The following is a 21345-nucleotide window of genomic DNA, read 5'->3' as shown; positions in this document are numbered from 1 at the left end:
TAATCATCCCGAACGACGCCACACGAGGTATGTTCGAGCTAGCGGCGCAGCACTCGATCGGCCGGCCGCCCGAGTGGGCGCTTTTGCAACGGGAACTGTTCGAGACGATGGCGGACGCCGTTGACCGCTTCGTCGACGAGTACGTCGACGAGAACGGCGAACCGTACTGGCCACCCAGGGGCTACACCGGCGTCGATGGGTTCGACGACGTGATCGAGGGATTCTACAACTGGCCGCTCGTCTACGCGCTGGGCGGCGACGAGCGATTCCTCGAACACGCCCGGGATGTCTATGCGGGTGCGCTTCGACGTGGAAGGAACGCTGAAACGCCGTTCGGTCATCCGATGGTCGTCGACGAGTTCGAGCAGTGTCGCGACTGGTTTCACCTGGGCGAGGGGAATCTCTTTACGTACAACATGGGCCTTGCAGCGCCGACTGACGATGCTGTCGTCGACCGCGCGGAACGGTTCGCCCGATTGTACTTCGATACCGACGACGAGGCGGACGCGGGGAACTACGACGGCGACCGGCGGCTCGTCCGCGGGCCGATGAACGGCAGTATGGGGCCGGATCACTGCGATTTTTCCGCGTACGAACACCACCCCTACGGGGCCGAGTACCGCTGGTCGAGTCACGGCCTGCCGTGGCGTGATCTCGAGTTCGACGAGGCGGCCGAGCTGTGCGACCCCGACAACGAGGAGCGACTGTTCGAGGTGCTCGACGAGCGGTGTTCGAAGGGGGATATCCCGCTCAATCTCAACGTGACGAGCCTGATGACGAACGCTTACCTCCACACCGGCGAGGACCGGTATCGGGAGTGGGTCGTCGATTATCTCGCGGCGTGGCGCGAGCGAACGGCCGAAAACGGCGGCATCATTCCGGACAACGTCGGCCGGTCGGGCGAGATCGGGGAGTACACCGACGGCTCGTGGTACGGCGGCTATTACGGCTGGTCGTGGGGCGGGTGGCACTACGTCGGTATCGGGCCGACGGTCGCCGCGGAGAACGCCGTGTTGCTCACCGGGGATCGGGAGCATCTGGCGTTTCCGCGGTCGCAACTCGACGTGTTGATCGAGAACGGGATCGAGGTCGCCGAGGATTCGGTCCACTCGACGCTGTACGTCCCGCACAAGTACGGCGGTCCCGGCGATTACCACTACGACGCCTCGGGCGTTCTGACCGAGGACGACGGGGCGGTGCTGTGGCGCGACGGGTGGTACGAGTTCAAGCCGCACCGGGATGATCCGTACGTCTTTCACCTCTGGTATCTGTCCCTGTCGGAAGCGGATCGGGAGCGGGTTGATCGACTTCGCGACTGGGGGTCACGGGACTGGACGCAGGTCGACTATCGGCCGTCGAACAAGCACGGTGCGGGCCAGGAGTACGCCTGGTTGGCGTACCTCGACGGGGAGTTTCCGGACTATCCCCAGCGGCGGCTGGAAGCGAGCCACGCCCACGTCCAGGAGCGCCTCGCGCTCATGCGCGAGGAGGGCGGGGTCCCGAACGATGTCGATGAAGATTACCTCCGCGACCGGAATCCGATCGTTCACCGCGGACTGCTCCAGTTGACGATGGGTGCCCCACAGCCGGTCTATTACGGCGGACTGGTGATGGCGCAGCTTCGCCACTTCGACCCCGAACGGGAGCGACCGGGACTGCCGCCCGGCGTCGCCGCGCTGGTTGAGGACGTGACCCGGGACGGCGTGAGGCTGACCCTGGTCAACGTCGGTGGACGGGATCGCGACGTGATCGTCCAGGCCGGCGCGTACGGCGAACACGAGTTCACGGCGATAGAACTCGACGACGAACGGGTACGTCCTGAGTCGACGTGCATTCGGGTGTCGATCCCGAGCGGAACGCGGCTCACGGTCGCGGCGTCACTCGATCGGTTCGTCACTGAACCGTCCTATGCGCTGCCATGGACCGGGTCACGTCGGTCGCGAGTTCGGGCTGAGTGATCGTCGGTAATGCGATCGTCGAAGTGAACTCGAATCGATGTCAGATGCTAGTTTAGTATCTGGTTTGGATTCACGCATACTAACTTGCTATCACTGAACTCGAATTTGACCGACGAATATCGGTTTGCATTATTCTATTCGAACGCGAATTATGTTCCTTTTAGAAATAGTATCCGGGAGAAGACGACAATTTGTATTCTCGATTCGGGTTTCGATCTGTATGCTCCGCTCCGTTACTTGTCTGACTTCGTCAAGAAAAGCAGTTCGAATACTGGTACTAGTCGTCGGATGGCGTCTCCGAGCCGGGAACGTCAGCGCCGATATCCGACCCGGTGAGCGACGTCTCCCGCCAGGTGCCGCGCTTGAACCAGAGATACGCGATGACGCCGCCGATGACGTTCGAGATCGGGAACGCGATCCAGAGGCCGGTCGCGCCGATCGCTTCCGCGCCGATCCAGGCGACGGGCAATCGCACTAGTCCGAGCGTTACGACGGAGATCACTGCGGCAAACAGCGTCTTCCCGGCACCGCGGAAGCCGCCCGTGTAGGCTCGCATGACCCCGATAAAGCCGAACGTGAGTGCGGTATATCGGAGGAACGATGCGCTCTCCGCGGCGACCGTCGGGTTGTCCGTGAAGATGGACGAAATCGGCCGTGCAGCCAGGATGGTGATGATTCCGAGACCGGTTAGCACGGCGAGCATCGCACGAGCACCGAAGTGGTTCGTCTCGGCGGCCCGATCGGGTTTTTCCGCGCCGATGTTCTGTCCGGTTATCGTTTCGATCCCCTGGGAGACCGCAAGCGCCGGCAAGAAGATGACCGAGAAGATTCGCGTCCCGATCCCGTAGGCGGCGCTGATTTCTTCGGGGAACATCGCTAGGACGAACAACAGGAGGGTGATCGACAGCGAGCGGGCCGTTCCCTCGATCGACGCCGGCAGACCGATGTCGATGACCTTCCGCCCGAACGAGAGATCGGGAATCATCTGTCCGAGCCGGATTCGGACGCCGCGGTTCCCGCGGAACATGATCGCCAGTCCGACGACGAACGCGAGCGCCCGCGAGAACACCGTCGCGATCGCGGCACCCGCGACTCCGGTACCAGTATAACCCGTCAGTTCGAACAGCGACGCTTCGAGGCCAGTGGCCCCGAGGTACCCGAACAGGGGATTGTTCTGGAAGCCGAAGATCATCACCGGATCGAGTACGACGTTGAGGACGACCGAGCCGCCCATCACGTACATCGGGGTAATCGTGTCGCCGTAGCCGCGCATGAGCGCCATGAACACGGCGAAGCCGAACACCCCGACGAGGCCGACCGAGTAGACCCGCATGTAGTCTGCGACCAGCGACGAGATCTCGGGCCCCGTCCCGAGGATCACGAGGAAATCGTCGACGAAGATGAACCCGATCGCACCGAGTACGATGGACGCCACGGCAGCGTAAGCCATCGTCTGGGAGGCCGCGTACTCGGCTTTCCGGTCGTTTCCGGCACCGATATGTTGGGCAACGAGGACGCTGCCGGCAACCGAGAGCCCGAGCGCGAGCGAGATCATCAGAAAGACCATCGGGAACGCGAACGTGATCGCCGACAATGACGCCGTACTATGTCTCCCTAGCCAGAACGTGTCCGCGAGGTTGTACGTGACCTGGAACAGGTTCTGAATGACGATCGGCAAGGAGAGGTAGAACAGCGGCTTGCCGATCCCGCCCTCGGTGAGGTTGAACTCGTCGGGTCCCTTGAAGAACTTGCTGACGAACTGTCGGACTCCCATCAGTGAGACACCTCCAGGGGTTCGGGCGAGAGGTGTTGCTCAACGTACGCTCGCACCGTCTCGTGGAGTCGATCCATCGAGTAGTCGACGGCGACGCGGCGCGTGTGCGCGCCGCTGATCATCGTCGTCAGAAACTCGGCCGCGAGATCGGGGTCGACGTGCTCGTTGAACTCCTCGCGCTCGATTCCCGCTTCGATGATCGAGTGCAATTCCTCGTACAGGAACTCGTCGAATTTGGTGAGTTGTTCCCGTATCCCGTCGTTGTACGGGCCTTGCGCTCGTATCTCCAACATCGCGGTCCGAAACTCCGTATCCGGACTGTCTTCTCCGTCTGCAAGCAAGACATCGAGCAGCGACAACAACCGCGCTTGCGGGGACGCTCCGGTGACCCCCGTTACCTTGTCGGTGTAGCGGCCGTACATGAACTCCAGAAAGGCCGTAAAGAGATCCTCTTTCGTGTCGTAGTAGTAGTGAATCGACGCCTTACTCTTGTCCGTCTCATCGGCGATATCCTGCAGTGTAAGCTCTGCATAACCGTGTTTACATAGGGCACGATATGTCCCATCTAGTATCTCATTTGCTGTATCGTCATCCATGTCGGTTGGTATAGGACTTACTAACTGGTCAGTCAAAAGGGTTCGGAAACCGGTACCGCAATGTCGTGTAACCCCATGACGAGGGCACGTGGCTGTGTCTCAGGGGAAACGAGTTCGTCCCGTTTCCCCGTCGTTCACTCGTCGTCTCGCTTGCAGCGAACTCGATCGCGCTGTGGCCAGCGCAAGCCGGAAACTTTCACCTGCGAGCGCGTAGCCGTACCGGTGAGGCTGTCGTATGGACGATCACAGCGATCAACCGGGTGACGGTGGTGCTATCGACTCCGATCCTCATTCGGACCCGGATCGTGCAGTTCGCGACGCTCGCGACGAGCGAGACACTCACGACCGGGCCGACGAACGCGCGGTACCTGCCGACGAGCGCGAGGAATCGAGCGTCGAACAGTCGATACTCGAATCCGAGACCGATGACGCCAGTGAGGGCCACCGGACGATCGACGAGCAGTACGACGGGCGATCAACTGGCGGCGACCGTGGCGGTCACGATGCTCGTGGCGAACACGGTGACCACGGCGGTGATTCCGGCATGCATGAGGGCCACGAACAGCTGTTCCGGCGGCGCTTTTTCGTCTCGACGCTGCTCTCGATCCCGGTGTTGCTCTACAGCGAGACGCTACAGGCGTGGCTCGGCTTCTCTGTCCCCGCGTTCCCCGGAAGCCAGTGGCTCACCCCCGTCTTCGCGGTAATCGTCTTCGCCTACGGCGGGGTGCCGTTCCTTCGAATGGCCGTCCCTGAACTCGCGGACCGAACGCCGGGAATGATGACGCTCATCTCGATGGCGATCACCGTCGCGTTCGTCTACAGCCTCGCGAGCGTCGTCTTTCCCACCACATCGGCGTTCTTCTGGGAACTCGTGACGCTCATCGATATCATGTTGCTCGGTCACTGGATCGAGATGCGCTCCGTTCGCAAAGCCTCCAGTGCGCTCGACGAACTGGCGAAACTGCTGCCGGATACGGCGGAACGGCTCACCGACGACGGCGATACTGAGGAAGTCCCCGTGAGCGATCTGTCTGCGGACGACCTCGTTCTCGTGCGACCCGGAGCGAGCGTGCCAGCCGACGGCGTCGTCGAGGAGGGGGATTCCGACGTGAACGAGTCGATGATCACCGGCGAATCGAAGCCGGTATCGAAGGAACCGGGTGACGAAGTAATCGGCGGCACGTTAAACGGCGACGGCAGTCTTCGCGTTCGAATCAGCGCGACGGGAGACGAGACGACGCTTGCAGGGATCATGCGCCTGGTCGAGGAGGCCCAGGAGAGCGAATCTCGAACGCAGCAACTCGCCGACCGCGCAGCGGGATGGCTGTTCTACGTCGCCCTGGCTGCGGCAATCGTCACTGCTATCGCGTGGACCGTCGCCGTCTCGTTCGACGCCGTCGTCATCGAACGAGTCGTAACCGTCCTGGTAATCGCCTGTCCGCACGCGCTCGGGCTCGCCATCCCCCTCGTCGTCGCGATCAACACGTCACTCGCCGCGCGAAACGGCATGCTGATTCGAGATCGGGTCGCCATGGAGCGAGCCCGCAGTCTGGATACGATCGTCTTCGACAAGACGGGTACTCTCACGAGGGGCGAACAGGGTGTCGTCGATATCGAAACCGTCGATAGCGTCACCGAAGACGATGCCCTCGCGCTCGCTGCTGCCGTCGAGAGCGATTCGGAACACATGATCGCTCAGGCGATCCGCGAGGCCGCCGACGAACGAGCCGTCACGGCGGAAACGGCGACGAACTTCGAGGCGCTCAAAGGCCGCGGCGTGCGGGCAACCGTCGGCAGTGACACGGTCTCTGTCGGCGGTCCCAACCTTCTCTCTGCACTCGATGTCGAAGCGCCGTCCGAGTTAACTGCGTTCGCGGAACGCGCCGGCGATAACGCACAGACCGTGGTCTATCTCGTGCGCGAGGGCACTCCCAGTCGTTCCTCGGACCGACCGAACGCGACACAACAGGCGACCGGCGAGGATGAGCGCAGCGAACCTGCGGCTCGAACGAGCGGCGATGCCGCGGGCACCGAAGCAACAGTGATCGCTGCGTTCGCACTCGCGGATGTCGTCCGCGAGGAGAGCTATCAGGTCGTCGACGCGCTTCACGAACTCGGTATCGAAGTCGCGATGCTCACCGGCGACAGCGAGGACGTCGCCACCGCGGTGGCCGACGACCTCGGTATCGACACGGTTTTCGCCGAAGTGCTGCCGGAGGACAAAGACGAGAACATAACCGCGCTTCAAGAACAGGGACGGTCCGTCGCGATGGTCGGCGACGGCGTCAACGACGCGCCCGCGCTGACGCGGGCTGACATCGGCATCGCTATCGGCTCCGGGACGGACGTGGCAGTCCAGTCAGCGGACATTATCCTCGTCCAGAACAATCCGATGGACGTCGTCCGCCTCGTCAAACTGAGCAAGGCAAGCTATCGAAAGATGCAGGAGAACCTCGTGTGGGCCGCCGGCTACAACGTGTTCGCACTCCCGCTCGCGGCGGGTATCCTCGCCCCGATCGGCATCCTCCTCTCGCCTGCAGTCGGCGCGTTACTCATGTCGCTCAGTACGGTCATCGTCGCGATCAACGCGCAGTTCCTTCGACGTACCGATCTGGACCGCCCGAGTCTTCCCGGCGTTTCCAGTTCCCGATCTCCGCAACCGGCGGATTGATCCGCGTCTCTCCCGCCGCTGTCGTCGCTATCCCGAACTAAGTAGTATTGTGCAATATTTGGTATTCCATACAAAATCTTATCTGTGTGCTGTCTGTAGTGGGGGACGACGATGACAGCTACTGGTGTCACCGACGCGATCGAATCGATCACGCCGACAGAACTGCACGCGCGGATCGACAGCGACGAGGACGTCTTCCTCCTCGATGTCCGCTCGGCGTCGGATTTCGACGCGTGGCACATCGACGGCCCACCGTCGAAGTCGTCCACTACCCCTACTTCCAACTCCTGGAGGGCATTCCTGACACGCTCCACGCGAAACTCTCTGACAACCGGCCTATCACGGGCGTCTGTGTGAAAGGCGATTCCAGCGAACTCGTCGCTGAACACCTCCAAGAGGTGGGCTATGATAGTTCCACCTCGAACGCGGAATGCGAGGCTGGGCGCGCGTCTACGAGTTCACCATGCTCGACACCGACAGTAATGCAACGATAGCACAGTATCGACGCCCCCTCGCGCGGCTGTCTGACGTCTCCCGTCGTTTCGGACGGCGAAGCCGCGGTTATCGATCCGCTACGGGCGTTTACCGACGAGTACCTGCGGGATGTGCGGGCGTTCGATGCCGAACTGACGTACGCGCTCGATACCCCACATCCACGCGGATCACCTCTCCGGCGTTCGTGAACTCGCCGGTCGGACTGGGGCGAGGGCAGTCGTACCTGAGGCTGCTGCAGCCCGCGGCGTCGATTACGCTGTGGCCTTCGATACCGTCGCAAACGGCGACACGCTCTCGGTTGGCACCGTCGACATCGATGTCATTCACGCGCCCGGGCACACGGCAGGAATGACCCCATACGAGGTCGAGAATGTGCTGTTCACCGGCGATGGACTCTTCACAGATAGCGTTGCCCGCCCCGACCTCGAAGACCCTGCGGCGGCCAGAAACGCAGCGCAGACCTTGTACGAGTCGCTGACCCGGACAGTATTGACACGGCTGGCCGAAACGATCGTCGCCCCAGCACACGGTAGCGATTCCGCGACGCCGACCGACGATGGGACGATCACCGCGACACTCGGCGAACTGACGGAAACGGTGGCTGCACTATCGATGGACGAAGCCGAGTTCATCGAGTTCGTCGCCGCGGATCTGTCCCCGCGACCGGCCAACTACGAGACGATTATTGCCGCCAACCCCGCGCGGAGTCGCTCGATGACGCGACGGCGTTTGAACTCGAACCCGGCCCGAATAACTGCGCGGCCAACTAGTCGAATCGATTTTGATACAAAGGTTGTAGAGATTCCGTCCCGTATCCCCACTCGTGAGCATGTACGAGGATATCCTCCTTCCGTTCGATGGCAGCGACGGGGCTGCAGAGGCGATCCATCACGCCGCCGAGGTCGCACACTGGGCCGATGCGACGCTCCACGTGTTGTTCGTTGCCGACACGACCCGGGATAGCGTCACCGTCGTCGACGGCCAGGTCGTCGACGCACTCGTTCGGAAAGGTGACGAGATCGTCGATGAAGCGGCGAAGACCCTGGATAGTCTCGGCGTTCCGTACGACACCGATGTCGTCCAGGGAAATCCAGCGCAGACGATCGTCGAGTACGCCGACCGCTACGAGCACGACCTGATCGTCCTGCCAACCCACGGCCGCGACGGGATTTCGAGATACCTGGCCGGGAGCGTCTCCGAGAAGGTCGTTCGTCTCGCTTCGCTTCCAGTGCTCACGATACGGATGCAACCCGACGAGCAGTTGACGTTCCCCTACGAGACTATCCTCATCCCGACGGACGGGAGCGCCGCCGCAGCGCACGCCGCCAACTACGGGCTCTCGCTCGCGAAGTCACTCGATGCAACCGTCCACGTCCTGTCCGTCGTCGATGAGACGCTCCTTGAACTGGGCCTTGGATCGACAGTCTCCGGGCTGGATAGCGAACAGGCCGCAACCGATGCGATCAACGACATCGTGTCGGAGGCGGAGGCACGCGGCATTTCCAACGTCGTCACGCACATCGAACGCGGCACGCCGATCGATGGGATTCTCGACACCATCGAGTCGACCGCTATCCACGCCGTCGTCATGGGAACGACGGGACAGCGCGGCACTGAACGAATACTGCTCGGAAGCGTCGCCGAAAAGACAGTCCGCTCTGCGCCAGTGCCAGTCATGACTGTCGCCAACCCGGACTGACCGCCTCCCTACCGGGAGCGTCGAATTGCGACGGCTCGGACACCAGCGGCCGCTCCTCTCAGCGCCCTGCCAGCGTTCTGAACTCGTTCAGATCCCCGTCTCTGTGGTACTATCGTTTCCGTCCTCCGTGTCAACTTTCGAGTTCTGCCTCTCAGTCGAATCGAGTATCGGAATTGCTGGGGAAGGTCCTGCTGCTGTAGAGAATCCGTTTTGTGAATTTGAACGACTACTTGGCATAGCTATTTGGCGAATCACGTCCTCAGTTGTAGCGGGACTATGTTGGGTGTTACCGAATTACAAGATATGTACGAAACGATGGTGATGGCGCGTCACTACGAAGAACGGCTGCAGGAGGAGTATCTCGAGGGAAAACAGCCCGCCTTCGATATTTCCGCTGGTCCGATTCCGGGTGAACTGCATCTCGCGGCAGGTCACGAGGCATCCGGCGTTGGCGTCTGTCATCACTTGCGAGCCGAGGATACGGTTACAGCACCCCATCGCCCGCATCACATCGCGATTGCAAAGGGCGTCGATTTGAAAGCGATGACCGCCGAAATATTCGGGCGAGAGACCGGTCTCAGCGGCGGCAAAGGTGGCCACATGCACCTCTTCGACCCCGACGTCAACTTCGCGTGTAGCGGGATCATCGCCGAGGGCTGTCCGCCGGCGGTCGGTGCCGGATTGGCCGCGAAAAAACGGAACACCGACAGCGTCGCAGTCGCGTTCCTCGGCGAGGGTGCGATCGACCAGGGCGCGTTTCTGGAATCGCTCAACCTGGCGAGCGTCCAGAACCTGCCCGTCGTGTTCGTCATCGAGGACAACGACTGGGCGATCAGTATGCCGAAAGAACGCGTCACCGATGTCACGAACGGGGCGCAACGGGCCGCCGGATTCGATCTTCCAGGAACTCGCGTCGACGCCGACGACGTGATCGCAATCTCTGACGCCGCTACTGACGCTATCGGACGCGCTCGCGACGGGAATGGCCCGTCGCTACTCGAGGTCCAGGTCCATCGGCGCATGGGTCACTTCATGGGTGACGCAGAAGGGTACCGCCCGGATGCGGACAGGGATGCGGCTACCCGGCGAGACTCGATCGAACGTCTCGAAACGAAACTGCGAGCCAACGATATCGATGACGAGACGCTCGATGAACTCCGCTCTCGCGCCCGCGAGCGCGTCGACGACGCCATCGAGTGGGCGAAAGAACAGCCCGAACCCGAGCCATCGGCGGCCTACGAGGACGTGTTCTCGTCGCCACCGTCCGAGGACCCGGAACGCGCTCCGTCCGTCGCGGACACGGGAGGTGAGGACTGATGGCGCAGCAAGAGGAGCACCGACAGACGGATCGCTCGCTGACGATGAGCCGGGCGATGGTCGAAGCGATCGCCCACGAAATGCGCGAGGACGATGCCGTCTTCTACATGGGCGAGGACGTCGCGGACTACGGCGGCATCTTCGATAGCACCGAGGGACTTCTCGACGAGTTCGGCCGCGACCGCATCATGGACGTGCCCATCAGCGAGACGGCGTACATCGGTGCTGCGGTCGGTGCTGCACAGAAGGGGATGCGGCCGATTGCCGAACTCATGTTCGTCGACTTCTTCGGCGTCGGCATGGACCAGATCTACAACCAAATGGCGAAGAACACCTACATGAGCGGTGGGACCCTCTCCGTTCCGATGGTCCTCACGGCCGCCGTCGGCGGGACGTACAACGACGCTGCACAGCACTCCCAGACGCTCTACGGAACGTTCGCTCACCTGCCGGGAATGAAGGTTGTGGTCCCGTCGACGGCCTACGATGCAAAGGGACTGCTACACACTGCGATCCGTGACGACGATCCGGTCGTCTACCTGTTTCACAAGCGGTTGATGGGTATCGGGTGGCTTCCCGCACCGGACGGCCCGAAAACGGGCGTTCCCGAGGAAGCGTACACGATCCCGTTCGGCCGTGCCGACATCAAACGCGAGGGTGCTGACGCGACCGTCGTCACACTCGGATTGCACGTCCACCGTGCGCTTGCGGCCGCCGACTCGCTTGCCGATGACGGGATCGATACCGAAGTCATCGATCTTCGGACGCTGGTTCCGCTCGATATCGAAACGATCCGCGAATCGGTAGCGAAGACCGGACGACTCGTCGTCGTCGACGAAGATTACCGTTCGTACGGTCTCACCGGCGAAATCATCGCAGGGGTGGCTGAAGCTGAACTCGCCGCTCTCGACGCCGTCGAACGGGTTGCACTTCCGGACGTCCCGATACCCTACGCGCGCCCGATGGAGGACGAGGTCATTCCGGATACCGACGATATCAAAGCGGCGATTCGACGCGTTCGATCGGACGAATGAGTTCGAACGCTCCCCGCGTCGCCGTCGAGACGGCCGACGTCTGGCCCGCGGATACCGACGAGAACGAGGGCGTCGTCGTCAACTGGTTCACAAGCGAGGGGACCCGCGTCGACGAGGGCGACCCCCTCTGTGAATTCCAGGTCGAAAAGGTGAGCGTCGACGTGCCGGCACCGGCGTCCGGCATCCTCGACGAAATCGCCCTCGACGAAGACGACGAGTTCGAAAAGGGCGAGACGATCGCCTGGGTTCGCCGTGAGTAGTTCCGTCGCTCGTCTAGAGCCCGTTTCCAGTGAGTATGACTGACACTGGTCCAGCCACTGACACCGATACCGACACCGACCCGGACCCAGATTCAGACCGGACTAATAACGCACCAGCGACGAATGCCAGCGAATCCGATCTCGGCCGGACGGTCTCCGAGGAGCGGTCACTGTCTCGAATGCGACAGACGATTGCGGACCATTTCCAGGAGAGTTCTCGGAACGCGGTTCATGTGACTATAAGCCGGGAGATAGATGCCGAGACACTTCTGCAGGCGACCGAGAGTGCAGCGACGACCCTCGATGCGGACATCTCCGTGTTCGACCTCGTACTCCGCGCAGTTTCTGCGACCCTTGGCGAACACCCGGCCGTTAACGCGACGTTCGAAGACGAGACGCACGTCCTGTACGAGGAGCACAATATCGGTATCGCCATCGATATCGAGGCGGGATTAGTGACCCCCGTCCTCCGCCATCTCGATTCGAAATCCCTCGCTGAACTCGCAACGGAACGGCGACGACTGACCGAACGAGTTCAGGAAGGCGAGTACTCGATGCGTGACCTTCGCGGTGGCACGTTCACCGTCTCGAATCTCGGCGTCTTTGGCGTCGACTCGCTCACGCCGATCAGTAATCCGCCGGAGATTGCGATTCTCGGCGTCAACCGGATCCGCGAGCGCGCACAGCGTGGGTCTGACGGCGTCGTGTTCCGCAACCAGTTGCCCGTCGACCTGAGTTTCGATCACCGGCTCGTCGACGGTGCAGACGCAGCTCGATTTCTCGAGACGTTTGCGGAGCACGTGGAAAACTCGGATCGATTCGTGCCTGCGGGCTGATCATCGGGTGATCGTATTCCTTCGAACGATGCTTGGGACGACCCGAGGTGAGGGGAGTACCTTAAAAAATTGTGATGAGCCATCCAATAATGCCGGCCGTGACGAGCAGCCGTCCGAGACTTCCCAGAAACGTCGCGATAGCAAACCGTACGTAATTCGTTTCGAGCGCGGCGAACGCGTATATCGATATCGTATCGGGAAAGAAAGGAACGGACAGCGCAATCGCGAGCCCGGCATACCCATACTGCTGTGCGAGCTGTACTGAGCGTTTCTCTGACCACTCTAGTATATTCCACCTGGATCGGCGTAACCACCGAATAAGCGGCCCGGCTTGTTTGGCTTCCTGTCCGATATGGAACGCGAAAACGCTTCCCGCAGCCTTTCCGGTCGCACTTACGATCATAATACTCCCGAGCTGTCCCCACGCGGGGAGACCGAGATCAAGTGGAACGCCGAGAACGACCTCGCTGGGGCCTGGAAGGGCAAATGCGATGAGAAACGAGTAGATGAAGATAATCCCCATTCCTGGCCAGCCTGTCACCGATTCAACGAATGCTTCGATACCACCACCGCTAAGAAAGAGGACCAATGGGACGGATACTGCCATTGCGAAATTCTTCAGTAGCAATCACTATGATCATTTTCATCTAGCGAGTATCCGCATATCGTCTCGTCTTCGTCGATCTACCGCAACTTTTCCTCCACGAAAACGAGACTGCTACCAGTACTCTCGGGCTTCTACGGGGCTGATCCCAGTTTCCAGACGAACGGTGGCTCCGTAAGCAAGCGCAGACAGTAGCGTCAGAAATCCTGTCGTTCAACCTCTATTGACCGAGGCTGGTTCGAGAACGGTAGCCGCGTCCAGACGGCACGTCCGATGATCGCGCCGATCGAGCTGATAATCAACAGCGAACAGAAGTACCACGGCTTGGCCTGGACCACCGTAAGCCCTCTCGTCGAAGCGGGAACGATACCCAGCGCCAGCAAATAGAACAGGGTGAGGAGACAAATCGAGGACTGGCGGTACCCGTGCCAATAGAGCACGCCGACGAGGACACCCGCGAGCAATCCGAGTTGACCCGAATGAAGTTCGGGAATAGTGCTGAAAATCGACGAGAGGACCGTTTCAACGGTTGCCATGAGTACGTTGCTCTAGTCGGGACCCGTTCTATGCGTTGACCTGCAATTCGACAGGCCATATAACGAGTCACGCTGGGCCGATATCAGCGGCCACCTGAAGTGCAGGAGACCGCAGTCAGCGGCTCGCTGACAGAACCCGGCTCTCGCTCTCTACGCGAGTGCTCGCCAGAGCCGAACTCGTGCCCACAGCGGTACCGGTCGTTGTTCCCCGATAACCGTGGAGTTAGTTCGTTGAGAAGAGGAAAGATGGGCGGCAGAAACCAGCTACTATGGCCTCTTGAGCGAGACTTCGCGTATACGCTCTTCAATGAATGTTCGGACTATCTTTAAACGAGAAGTGACGGCATTGTGGGATAACGGAAAAGGAATCTCGCTTGCCGGAGTTGCTGTCGGCTGGGGGCTCTTAAACGGGACGCGGATGGTCTACCCTATCATTATTCCTGATCTCGAGACCGCATACGGGCTGACCCTCGCGGTTTCCGGCCTGTTGGTGAGTGTTCTGTGGTTCTTTGCGGCGATCGGCCAGTTACCCGGGGGAATGTTCGCCGATAGATACAACGAGCGCGCACTCATGGCGACGAGTACGGTTATCGTCGCAGCGGCGCTCGGTCTCGTGATTACGTCCTCCTCAGCAGTGGTACTGTTTCTCGCCACTGCAATCTGGGGACTCGGTCACTCGCTGTACCCGATCGCCAGGATCACGTTTCTCTCGAACCTGTACTCCGGGCGGCTCGGAAGCGCCCTCGGTGTGACGATGGCGACCGGTGATATTGGACAAACGGTACTTCCACCGATTGCAAGCACGCTCGCTGCAGCGGTTGCCTGGCAGGCCGGGCTCGGGTTTGTGACACCGTTTCTTGTCCTCGCTGGAATTATCATCGCTACAACGTCTACTCCACAGTCGACACGAGTTCAGTCCTCTTCCTCACAATCGATTAGTGACACACTTGGTGTGTTCGCAGAGCTTCGAACACCGTCGATTGGGCTGATGACCGCAATTTTGTTTCTCTATATGTTCATCTGGCAGTCGTTTACTGCCTTCTATCCGACATATCTCATGCAGGTCAAGGGACTCCCTCAGTCAACTGCAAGCGTCCTCTTCGGATTCTTTTTCGCTGTCGGTGTGTTCGTCAAGCCAGCAGCAGGCGCAGCGTACGATCGCATCGGAATGCGAAAATCGCTCGTCGGCATCCTGCTGCCGGCAGTTGCGGGGTTCTTCCTCCTTCCGCTCCTCGATACCGTCTGGTTCCTCGTCGGAATCACCGCGCTCATCAGCACGATGCTCGGGACCGGCGCGGTGACCCAATCGTTTCTCGCAGATTCGTTCTCCGACGAAATGCAGGGGGCAGGACTCGGCGTCGTCCGAACGGTGTCAGCGTCGCTCGCTGCTAGCGGCCCGGTCATTTTTGGGATAATCGCCGATCACGGATACTTCGATCAGGGATATCTCGCCTTAGCCGTGATCATGGCGGTCGTCATCGGTCTGACGGTTTGGATGCCGGACGTAGCGCACTCATAGGGTCTAGTTTTCTCTTCGTAATCTATCGTGTTTTCGAGTTCATTTGAGATATCCCAACTGAACTACTATTCTGTCCGCGCCTGAACTCGAGTTCTGCAAGCCCATGAACAAGAAGAACGATACCGAACGCCCCGGCGTCTCGCGACGAAACTACCTCAAATTCGGGAGTGCAACGGCGCTTTCGATCGGCGCTATCGACAGCGCAACTGCGATAGCACGGCCGGAGAGTTCCGATCAGCACAAGGGGAACCCCGACCGGATCGTAATCAAAAACGGGACGCTCGTTACGGTCGATCCCGACCTCGGCATTCTCCGCGATACGGACCTCCTTATCGCGGACGGAGCGATCGAACGGATCGACGAGTCGATCGACGAGCCGAGCGCCGCCCACCTCGACGCCGAGGATGCAATCGTCCTTCCAGGATTCGTCAATTCGCACCTGCATACGTGGCAAGCGGGCGTTCGCGGAATCGCGGGGAACTGGTCGTTCTCCGAATACCTCGAAACGATGCTCGGAGAGATCAGTCGTCACTATCGACCCCCCGACGCGTACCTCGGGAACCTCTTCGGTGCCGTCGACCAACTCAACGCCGGCACGACGACGATCCTCGACTGGTTCCACATCGCGAACTCGCCGGCACACACCGATCGTGCGATAGACGGTCTCGAAGACGCCGGCATCCGCGCGGTCTTCGCTCACGGACCGCCCGGAGACGACAGTGCAACGTGGTGGGAAGACAGTACGGAATCGCATCCGGACGATATCCGCCGGCTTCATCGCGAGCGCTTTCCCTCGGCCGACGGACGACTCACGCTGGCGATGGGAATCCGCGGCCCGGATTACTCGACTGACGAAGTCGTCACGCACGACATCGAACTCGCCCGGGAACTCGGAATTCCCGCCTCGATGCACATCGGCTCGCTCGGCCCCGGCGGCGTCGCGACGCTCGACGAACTCGGACTCCTCGGCGACGACCTCAACTACGTTCACGCGAACCGGCTGACGCGAGCGGAGTTCGATCGCATCGGCGACTCCGGCGGTTCGGTATCGACGACCCCCGAGGTCGAAATGCAGATGGGCATGGGAATGCCGGTCCTTCGCGAGACCATCGATGGAGACGCGACACCTGCCGTCGGCGTCGACATCGTCTCGAACGTCAGCAGCGACCTGTTCACGCAGACGCGAACGGCGCTGCAGGTCCAGCGCGCCCTCGATGCCCAGCCGACCGTCGAGCAAAACGAACAGATCGAAACGGTCTCGCTGTCCGCCAGACGCGCGCTCGAACTCGCGACGATCGACGGCGCTCGCGCGCTCGGACTCGACGACACGATCGGCTCGCTGACGCCCGGCAAGCGAGCGGACATCACGCTCGTTCGGACGACCGATATCAATACGACGCCGGTCCACGATCCGGTCGAAACGGTCGTCTTTCAGGCGGGCGTTGCGAACATCGATACGGTCCTAGTTGACGGACGGATCGTCAAGAAAGACGGCGTCCTATACAACGATCCCGCGAGAAAACACCGCGATCAGCTCGTGCAGTCGGGACGACGGATCCTTCGAGAAAGTGATCTCTACTGAGGACTTTCGACCTGCCGAACTCGTCGGTAGGTGCCGACCCAGAGCGTCCATCGCTTCTCGCAGGGAATATTTCCTGTTAACCGGAGTAGCGGCAGTGGCTTCGGTAAGAGGGGAAGTTAACCCGGTAGCCTTCCTGAAGTCCGATAATGTCCGAGACCGACACGGCAGACACCGGGACACCGTCTCGATTCGGCCGACTCCTCTTTGCGGGTGGGCTCGCAATACTTGCGATTCGAAACCTGACCGACCTCGAGGGGCGTATCGCCTATGCGGATGCCAAGGGAGTCCCGTCTGCGGACAGACTCGTTCCAGCGGCGAGTGGACTCCTCCTGGGTGGCAGTCTAGGCATCGGCACCTGGAAATTCCCGAAACTTTCCGCGGGAAGCGTCGCGGCGTTCCTTGCAGGCGTGACACCGGTTATGCACGACTTCTGGGCGGTCGATTCGGAATCACGCGATGAGGAACTGACGTCCTTCCTCCAAAACCTAACACTGCTCGGTGCTGCTATCGTCTTCTTCAGACGAGCGAGCGAGAACTAACGGGACTCCGAACCGCCACACCAACAACCGGTTTTTACCGAGTAACATAACGAGTTCACACTCACACGTTCTCTCCGTACACCGGAACTCGTCTTTCTCTTCAGTATCTCCGACAGGTTTTATCGTTGGGTCGCCAATGTGACGCGTATGAGCCACTTCGACCGGACTGTCGATTCCAGTGCGGAATCAGGGACGGACGCTGACCGGAATCGCACACTCGAGTCAGCGTCCAGCGAACGAACTGAATCCCAACTGCTCCCTGCGGAAGTGTTCTCGATTCTCGGCAACGATACACGAGTTGCCATCCTTCGGGCGCTCCTCGAACTCGGCGCGGACGACGCTCCCGTCAGCTTCACGGCTCTCTTCGAAGAAGTCGATATGCAGGATAGTGCGAACTTCAGCTACCATCTCAACCAGCTCACCGGCCATTTCATCACGCAGAGCGACGGCGGATACGAGTTCCGCCATCCGGGGCGGAAAGTCGTCAGTTCGATCTTCAGCGGCACACTCACCGATCGTGCGAAGTTGGGCTTTTTCCCCGTTGATGGGTCGTGTTACGCCTGTGATGGGTCACTTCACGGCTGGTACGTCGATGATACGCTCACCATCGGCTGTACCGACTGCGGGACGATTCAGGTGCAGTATCCGTTCCCGACCGGCGGCCTCGACGACCGATCACCCGACGAGTTCCTCCAGGCGTTTCACCACTACGTCCGCCACCACTACTGCCTCGCCGCCGACGGTGTCTGTCCCGAGTGCACCGGCGCGGTCGAGACCAGTCTCGTTCGCGATCCGGAATCCGACGACCGCGAGGTCGCCGTCACCCACGTCTGTCAACGCTGTGGCTACCAACTCCAATCGACCGTCGGGCTCACCCTGCTCGACAACGCCGAGGTGCTCGTTTTCCATTCCAAGCGCGGCGTCGACCTGAACACCGACCCGTTCTGGCAATTCGACTGGTGCGTAAGCGACACGCAGACGACGATCGTTTCGGACGACCCGCTTCGCGTTCAACTGACCCTTCCCTGCGCGGGAGACGAACTCGTGGTACGGCTCGACGAGACGGTTTCGGTAATCGAAACGACTGTTGCTGAACAGTCTTCCCAGTGATGACTCTATCTATCGAGTAGCGTGTTGCAACGTAATTGCTGCTGAAAACTGAAAAACGAAGAAATAACGACCGGAACGATGCCCACGTACCGGCTTACTCGAATAGTTCGACAGCCTGCTCGTAGCGGGTCGATGGCTCGTCCCAGTCGACGACCTCGAAGAAGTTATCGACGAAGTCGCCGCGGTCAGGGCCGTAATCGTGGTAGTAGGAGTGCTCCCAGACGTCGAGGGCCAGAATCGGGTGGCTGCCCCAGAGTGCGCCCTGGTCGTGCTTGTCGACGACGATATTGCGCAGTTGGTTGCTAAAGGAGTCGTAGACGAGGAGCGCCCAGCCGCCTGCAGCGGAGGCAGCGGCCTCGAACTCTCCCTTCCAGGCGTCGTAGGAGCCGAAGTCTTCCTCGATGCGAGCCGCGAGGTCGCCCGTCGGCTCGGCACCGCCTTCCGGGCTCATCGACTGCCAGAAGAGGTCGTGGAGGACGTGCCCGGAGCCGTTGTGCGTTACGTTCCGGATCGCCCCCGCCGACGAGGAGAAGTCGCCCGCTTCGCGGTTTGCTTCGAGGGTTTCTTCGGCGCTGTTCCAGCCGTTGACGTAGCCCTGATGGTGCGTATCGTGATGCCAGTTCAGAACCTGTTCGCTGATGTGTGGTTCGAGTGCGTCGTAGTCGTACGGAAGCGGTGGTAGTTCGTAATTGCTCATGTTTCTCGCATACTCGACTATACGCGGAACGGATATGAATGTTCGCTGTACTGCATTCAAGTAACCTTCCTGTCATCTTCATCTGGGGCGGAAACACGATCATCTGCTCCGAAATCGGGAATAGATTGGGTATATATATATATATATATATATATCAGTAATATGGGGTTTGCTGTGTTTTGGATGCTTTCTATTGCCTTCAGTTATCTCTCTGCGGCGGAGCACGGCTGCTATACTTTTGAAGTCAATCATTGCTGGAGGGCTCCGTCGATTGGAGTAATGGCTTGCGAGAACAGCGTGCGATAGCCGGCGTCTCACCAGCGACAACCGAGTATCCACTGTGCTTGTCCTGAGTGGTCTCATCGCTTGCGAAGGTCTGTCGATCGGAGTTCACCTCTCGCGTGCCACGTTCGAGGGCGAAGTGCGATGACCGCCGCCCCGAGATAGAACACTGCAACGACCGCGATGACGACTCCGCCGGGTATCATCGCGATCGCTGCGCTGGTCGTCCACGGCCCGGAAGCGAACGCGGTAATTCGGACGAGCCAGGCAGCGAGCAATACGGTGAAAAGCGGCAGATACACCCGTCTGAGACGGTGCGCCATCGCTTCTTCCATCGTAATCTTGAGCGTTGGCGTCCGGTAGTCCTGGCTCAACTGTCGCCGCCAGGTCGGGTTTGACACTCCAGCGGACGGATCCAGTCCGTAGCAAAGACGTTCTTCTGGAGCGTTCTGACCCTGCTCCGTCAGATGTCGTATCCTCGGTACCGTCGCGCGTCGATCACCAGGAACACCGACAGTGTCGCAACACCGATGAGGAGTATGTACTGCGGGATATCCAGTCTGGAAAACGCCCACGTGAGAATTGCCGAAATCACGAGTACCGCCCAGTTTGTCGTTCGATCCAGGCGCTGTCGCCAGAATTTCATGCGATGGATCTCACCGCGATAGAGGTGGGCCATCGCTGAACTCGGGCCCATGTCCGCCTCCAGTAGCCCGGCTCCCAGTTCGCTGTGCGCTTCGTCCGTCGAGTCTTTCTCTCCGACTGATGACTCTGTCATTGTCCTGTCTGGATCTGGTCCGATTAGACCAACAGTTGAATGTCGGCGCCCGCCATGTCCCGAACCGCCGTCGCGGCACCGACGCCCACAGTGACACCTTCGTAGAAGTCCGCTTCGTCGTAACCCATGAGGTCCATCGTCATCTGACAGGCCTGGAACTCGACGTTCATCTCCAGTGCCGTCTCGATGAGCTCGTCAATGGTGGCGGTGTCGTTGTCTTCGATTCGCTTTTTCATCATTTTCGTGGTCATGCGATCCATTCCGGGAAGCGTAGCGATCACATCTCCATTCAGCACAATAATCAGATCATCTTCGAACTCTTGGCATAACGCAAGAATGAAATTTTTGCGTGGGCGGCGGTAACGTACTCTTCGAATCGAGCGAAAAAGCGATCACCGTCCTCGGTGATCACACCCAACAGACACGTCCAGTCGCGTTGCCCAGACAGTTCGACGGACGGCCGCGTGCCGCGTGGTTTCCGCGCGGCACGCGGCTCAACTTGGACGGATTTCTTGGTTTGATCGATACAGACTACTGTGGGGTCCATCTCCCGCCGCTTTTTTTTTGAGTCCCTCGCGGAACGTTTCTTGGTCCTCAGCATCTGATTTGGCGGCTGTAGGTCGTGGTTTTTGATAGCTCAATCCCGCTTCTTTGAGCAACCGCCGGCAGCTCGGGATTGAGTACTCGACATCGTAGGTCTCGTCGAGAGACTGCTGGACGAGCGCCGGCGCGTCTACCCCAACTTCTTCGGGAGATTCGTGGACAGTTTCTTCGAACGCTTGCTGCTCTTTTTCTGAGAGTTTTCTCTTTCTCCCAGATCGATGAGCATCAGTAACGGCCTGCTCAAGCGACTCGTCAGTGTCGAGTNAGCCGTTGTGTCGGCTTCTTTTCCTCGACCTTGTCGAGTGCGTCGTGAAGTTCTTCGACAGAGATCTCGTCGAGGTGGTCCATTAGAAACAGTAACAATCTATGGGCTGACAATTCTAATGGTTACTATAGGCACCAGCTACGTGTCAGTATATAGTTGAGCCAGTTTGAGACGTGAACGGGTCGTGCAG

At 60.1% G+C, this 21345-nt stretch carries 16 protein-coding genes and 4 pseudogenes; 12 read left to right on the top strand and 8 right to left on the bottom strand.

What is annotated here, in order from left to right; genetic code table 11:
• The first annotated feature begins 29 nt into the window (after positions 1-29).
• Positions 30-1958, top strand: a complete 1929-nt coding sequence (locus tag C480_RS21700; RefSeq protein ID WP_006667814.1) for a hypothetical protein — start codon at positions 30-32, stop codon at positions 1956-1958.
• Positions 1959-2235: 277 nt separating this feature from the next.
• Here C480_RS21700 and C480_RS21695 read toward each other — a convergent pair whose 3' ends face one another.
• Positions 2236-3732: an MATE family efflux transporter gene (locus C480_RS21695; protein ID WP_006667813.1), complete on the bottom strand. Its 1497-nt coding sequence runs from the start codon at positions 3730-3732 to the stop codon at positions 2236-2238.
• On the bottom strand, positions 3732-4328 hold the full coding sequence (locus tag C480_RS21690) for a TetR/AcrR family transcriptional regulator (RefSeq protein ID WP_006667812.1): 597 nt from the start codon (positions 4326-4328) through the stop codon (positions 3732-3734). The genes C480_RS21695 and C480_RS21690 overlap by 1 nt, the downstream gene beginning before the upstream one ends.
• A gap of 235 nt (positions 4329-4563) precedes the next feature.
• Here C480_RS21690 and C480_RS21685 point away from each other — a divergent pair, with 235 nt between their 5' ends.
• The 7 genes and pseudogenes from C480_RS21685 (at position 4564) to C480_RS21655 (ending at position 12640) form a co-directional block, all read left to right on the top strand.
• Complete coding sequence (locus tag C480_RS21685) at positions 4564-6999, top strand: heavy metal translocating P-type ATPase (protein ID WP_006667811.1); 2436 nt, start codon at positions 4564-4566, stop codon at positions 6997-6999.
• A 111-nt stretch (positions 7000-7110) separates the two neighbouring features.
• A pseudogene (locus C480_RS21680) lies at positions 7111-8264 on the top strand (MBL fold metallo-hydrolase).
• A 59-nt stretch (positions 8265-8323) separates the two neighbouring features.
• Positions 8324-9193 (top strand): universal stress protein, encoded by an 870-nt coding sequence (locus C480_RS21675; protein WP_006667810.1) that lies wholly within the window; start codon positions 8324-8326, stop codon positions 9191-9193.
• Between the two features lie 303 nt (positions 9194-9496).
• Positions 9497-10510, top strand: a complete 1014-nt coding sequence (locus C480_RS21670) for a thiamine pyrophosphate-dependent dehydrogenase E1 component subunit alpha (RefSeq protein WP_006667809.1) — start codon at positions 9497-9499, stop codon at positions 10508-10510.
• The gene (locus tag C480_RS21665; protein ID WP_006667808.1) at positions 10510-11544 is read left to right on the top strand and encodes an alpha-ketoacid dehydrogenase subunit beta; all 1035 of its coding nucleotides are present in this window, start codon (positions 10510-10512) and stop codon (positions 11542-11544) included. The genes C480_RS21670 and C480_RS21665 overlap by 1 nt, the downstream gene beginning before the upstream one ends.
• Positions 11541-11804 carry a lipoyl domain-containing protein gene (locus C480_RS21660; RefSeq protein ID WP_006667807.1) on the top strand — a complete coding sequence of 88 codons (264 nt, stop codon included), beginning with the start codon at positions 11541-11543 and terminating at the stop codon, positions 11802-11804. Before C480_RS21665 ends, C480_RS21660 begins: the two co-directional genes overlap by 4 nt.
• Before the next feature lie 35 nt (positions 11805-11839).
• On the top strand, positions 11840-12640 hold the full coding sequence (locus tag C480_RS21655; protein WP_006667806.1) for a 2-oxo acid dehydrogenase subunit E2: 801 nt from the start codon (positions 11840-11842) through the stop codon (positions 12638-12640).
• Positions 12641-12701: 61 nt separating this feature from the next.
• Here C480_RS21655 and C480_RS21650 read toward each other — a convergent pair whose 3' ends face one another.
• Together C480_RS21650 and C480_RS21645 are read right to left on the bottom strand one after the other, a co-directional pair.
• A complete protein-coding gene (locus C480_RS21650) occupies positions 12702-13163 on the bottom strand; it encodes a YqaA family protein (protein WP_006667805.1) in 462 nt (153 codons plus the stop codon).
• 278 nt (positions 13164-13441) lie between these two features.
• Positions 13442-13780: a hypothetical protein gene (locus C480_RS21645; RefSeq protein WP_006667804.1), complete on the bottom strand. Its 339-nt coding sequence runs from the start codon at positions 13778-13780 to the stop codon at positions 13442-13444.
• Positions 13781-14198: 418 nt separating this feature from the next.
• Between C480_RS21645 and C480_RS21640 the strand changes: the two genes are divergently transcribed.
• The 4 genes from C480_RS21640 to C480_RS21625 all read left to right on the top strand — a co-directional run bounded on the left by C480_RS21640 (position 14199) and on the right by C480_RS21625 (position 18530).
• Entirely contained in the window at positions 14199-15299 is a 1101-nt protein-coding gene (locus C480_RS21640) for an MFS transporter (protein WP_006667803.1), read from the top strand.
• 103 nt (positions 15300-15402) lie between these two features.
• Positions 15403-16881 (top strand): amidohydrolase family protein, encoded by a 1479-nt coding sequence (locus C480_RS21635; RefSeq protein WP_006667802.1) that lies wholly within the window; start codon positions 15403-15405, stop codon positions 16879-16881.
• Positions 16882-17027: 146 nt separating this feature from the next.
• The gene (locus tag C480_RS21630; protein ID WP_006667801.1) at positions 17028-17420 is read left to right on the top strand and encodes a hypothetical protein; all 393 of its coding nucleotides are present in this window, start codon (positions 17028-17030) and stop codon (positions 17418-17420) included.
• Between the two features lie 147 nt (positions 17421-17567).
• The gene (locus C480_RS21625; protein WP_006667800.1) at positions 17568-18530 is read left to right on the top strand and encodes a winged helix-turn-helix domain-containing protein; all 963 of its coding nucleotides are present in this window, start codon (positions 17568-17570) and stop codon (positions 18528-18530) included.
• Positions 18531-18624: 94 nt separating this feature from the next.
• On the opposite strand, the gene sod is transcribed toward C480_RS21625, so the two are convergent.
• The 4 genes and pseudogenes from sod to C480_RS22815 form a co-directional block, all read right to left on the bottom strand.
• The gene (gene sod, locus C480_RS21620) at positions 18625-19227 is read right to left on the bottom strand and encodes a superoxide dismutase (RefSeq protein ID WP_006667799.1); all 603 of its coding nucleotides are present in this window, start codon (positions 19225-19227) and stop codon (positions 18625-18627) included.
• 359 nt (positions 19228-19586) lie between these two features.
• Positions 19587-20287 (bottom strand): annotated as a pseudogene (locus C480_RS24900) (DUF2270 domain-containing protein).
• A 23-nt stretch (positions 20288-20310) separates the two neighbouring features.
• Positions 20311-20571: pseudogene (locus C480_RS24055) on the bottom strand (DsrE/DsrF/DrsH-like family protein); the annotation flags it as partial.
• Positions 20572-21238: pseudogene (locus C480_RS22815) on the bottom strand (IS630 family transposase); the annotation flags it as partial.
• Positions 21239-21345 lie beyond the last annotated feature (107 nt).

The organism is Natrialba aegyptia DSM 13077 (assembly GCF_000337535.1).
In the GTDB taxonomy this organism is placed as follows: Archaea; Halobacteriota; Halobacteria; order Halobacteriales; family Natrialbaceae; genus Natrialba; species Natrialba aegyptia.
Note: the sequence above shows the minus strand (reverse complement) of the source record. Positions and strands in the feature narration are given on the sequence as shown.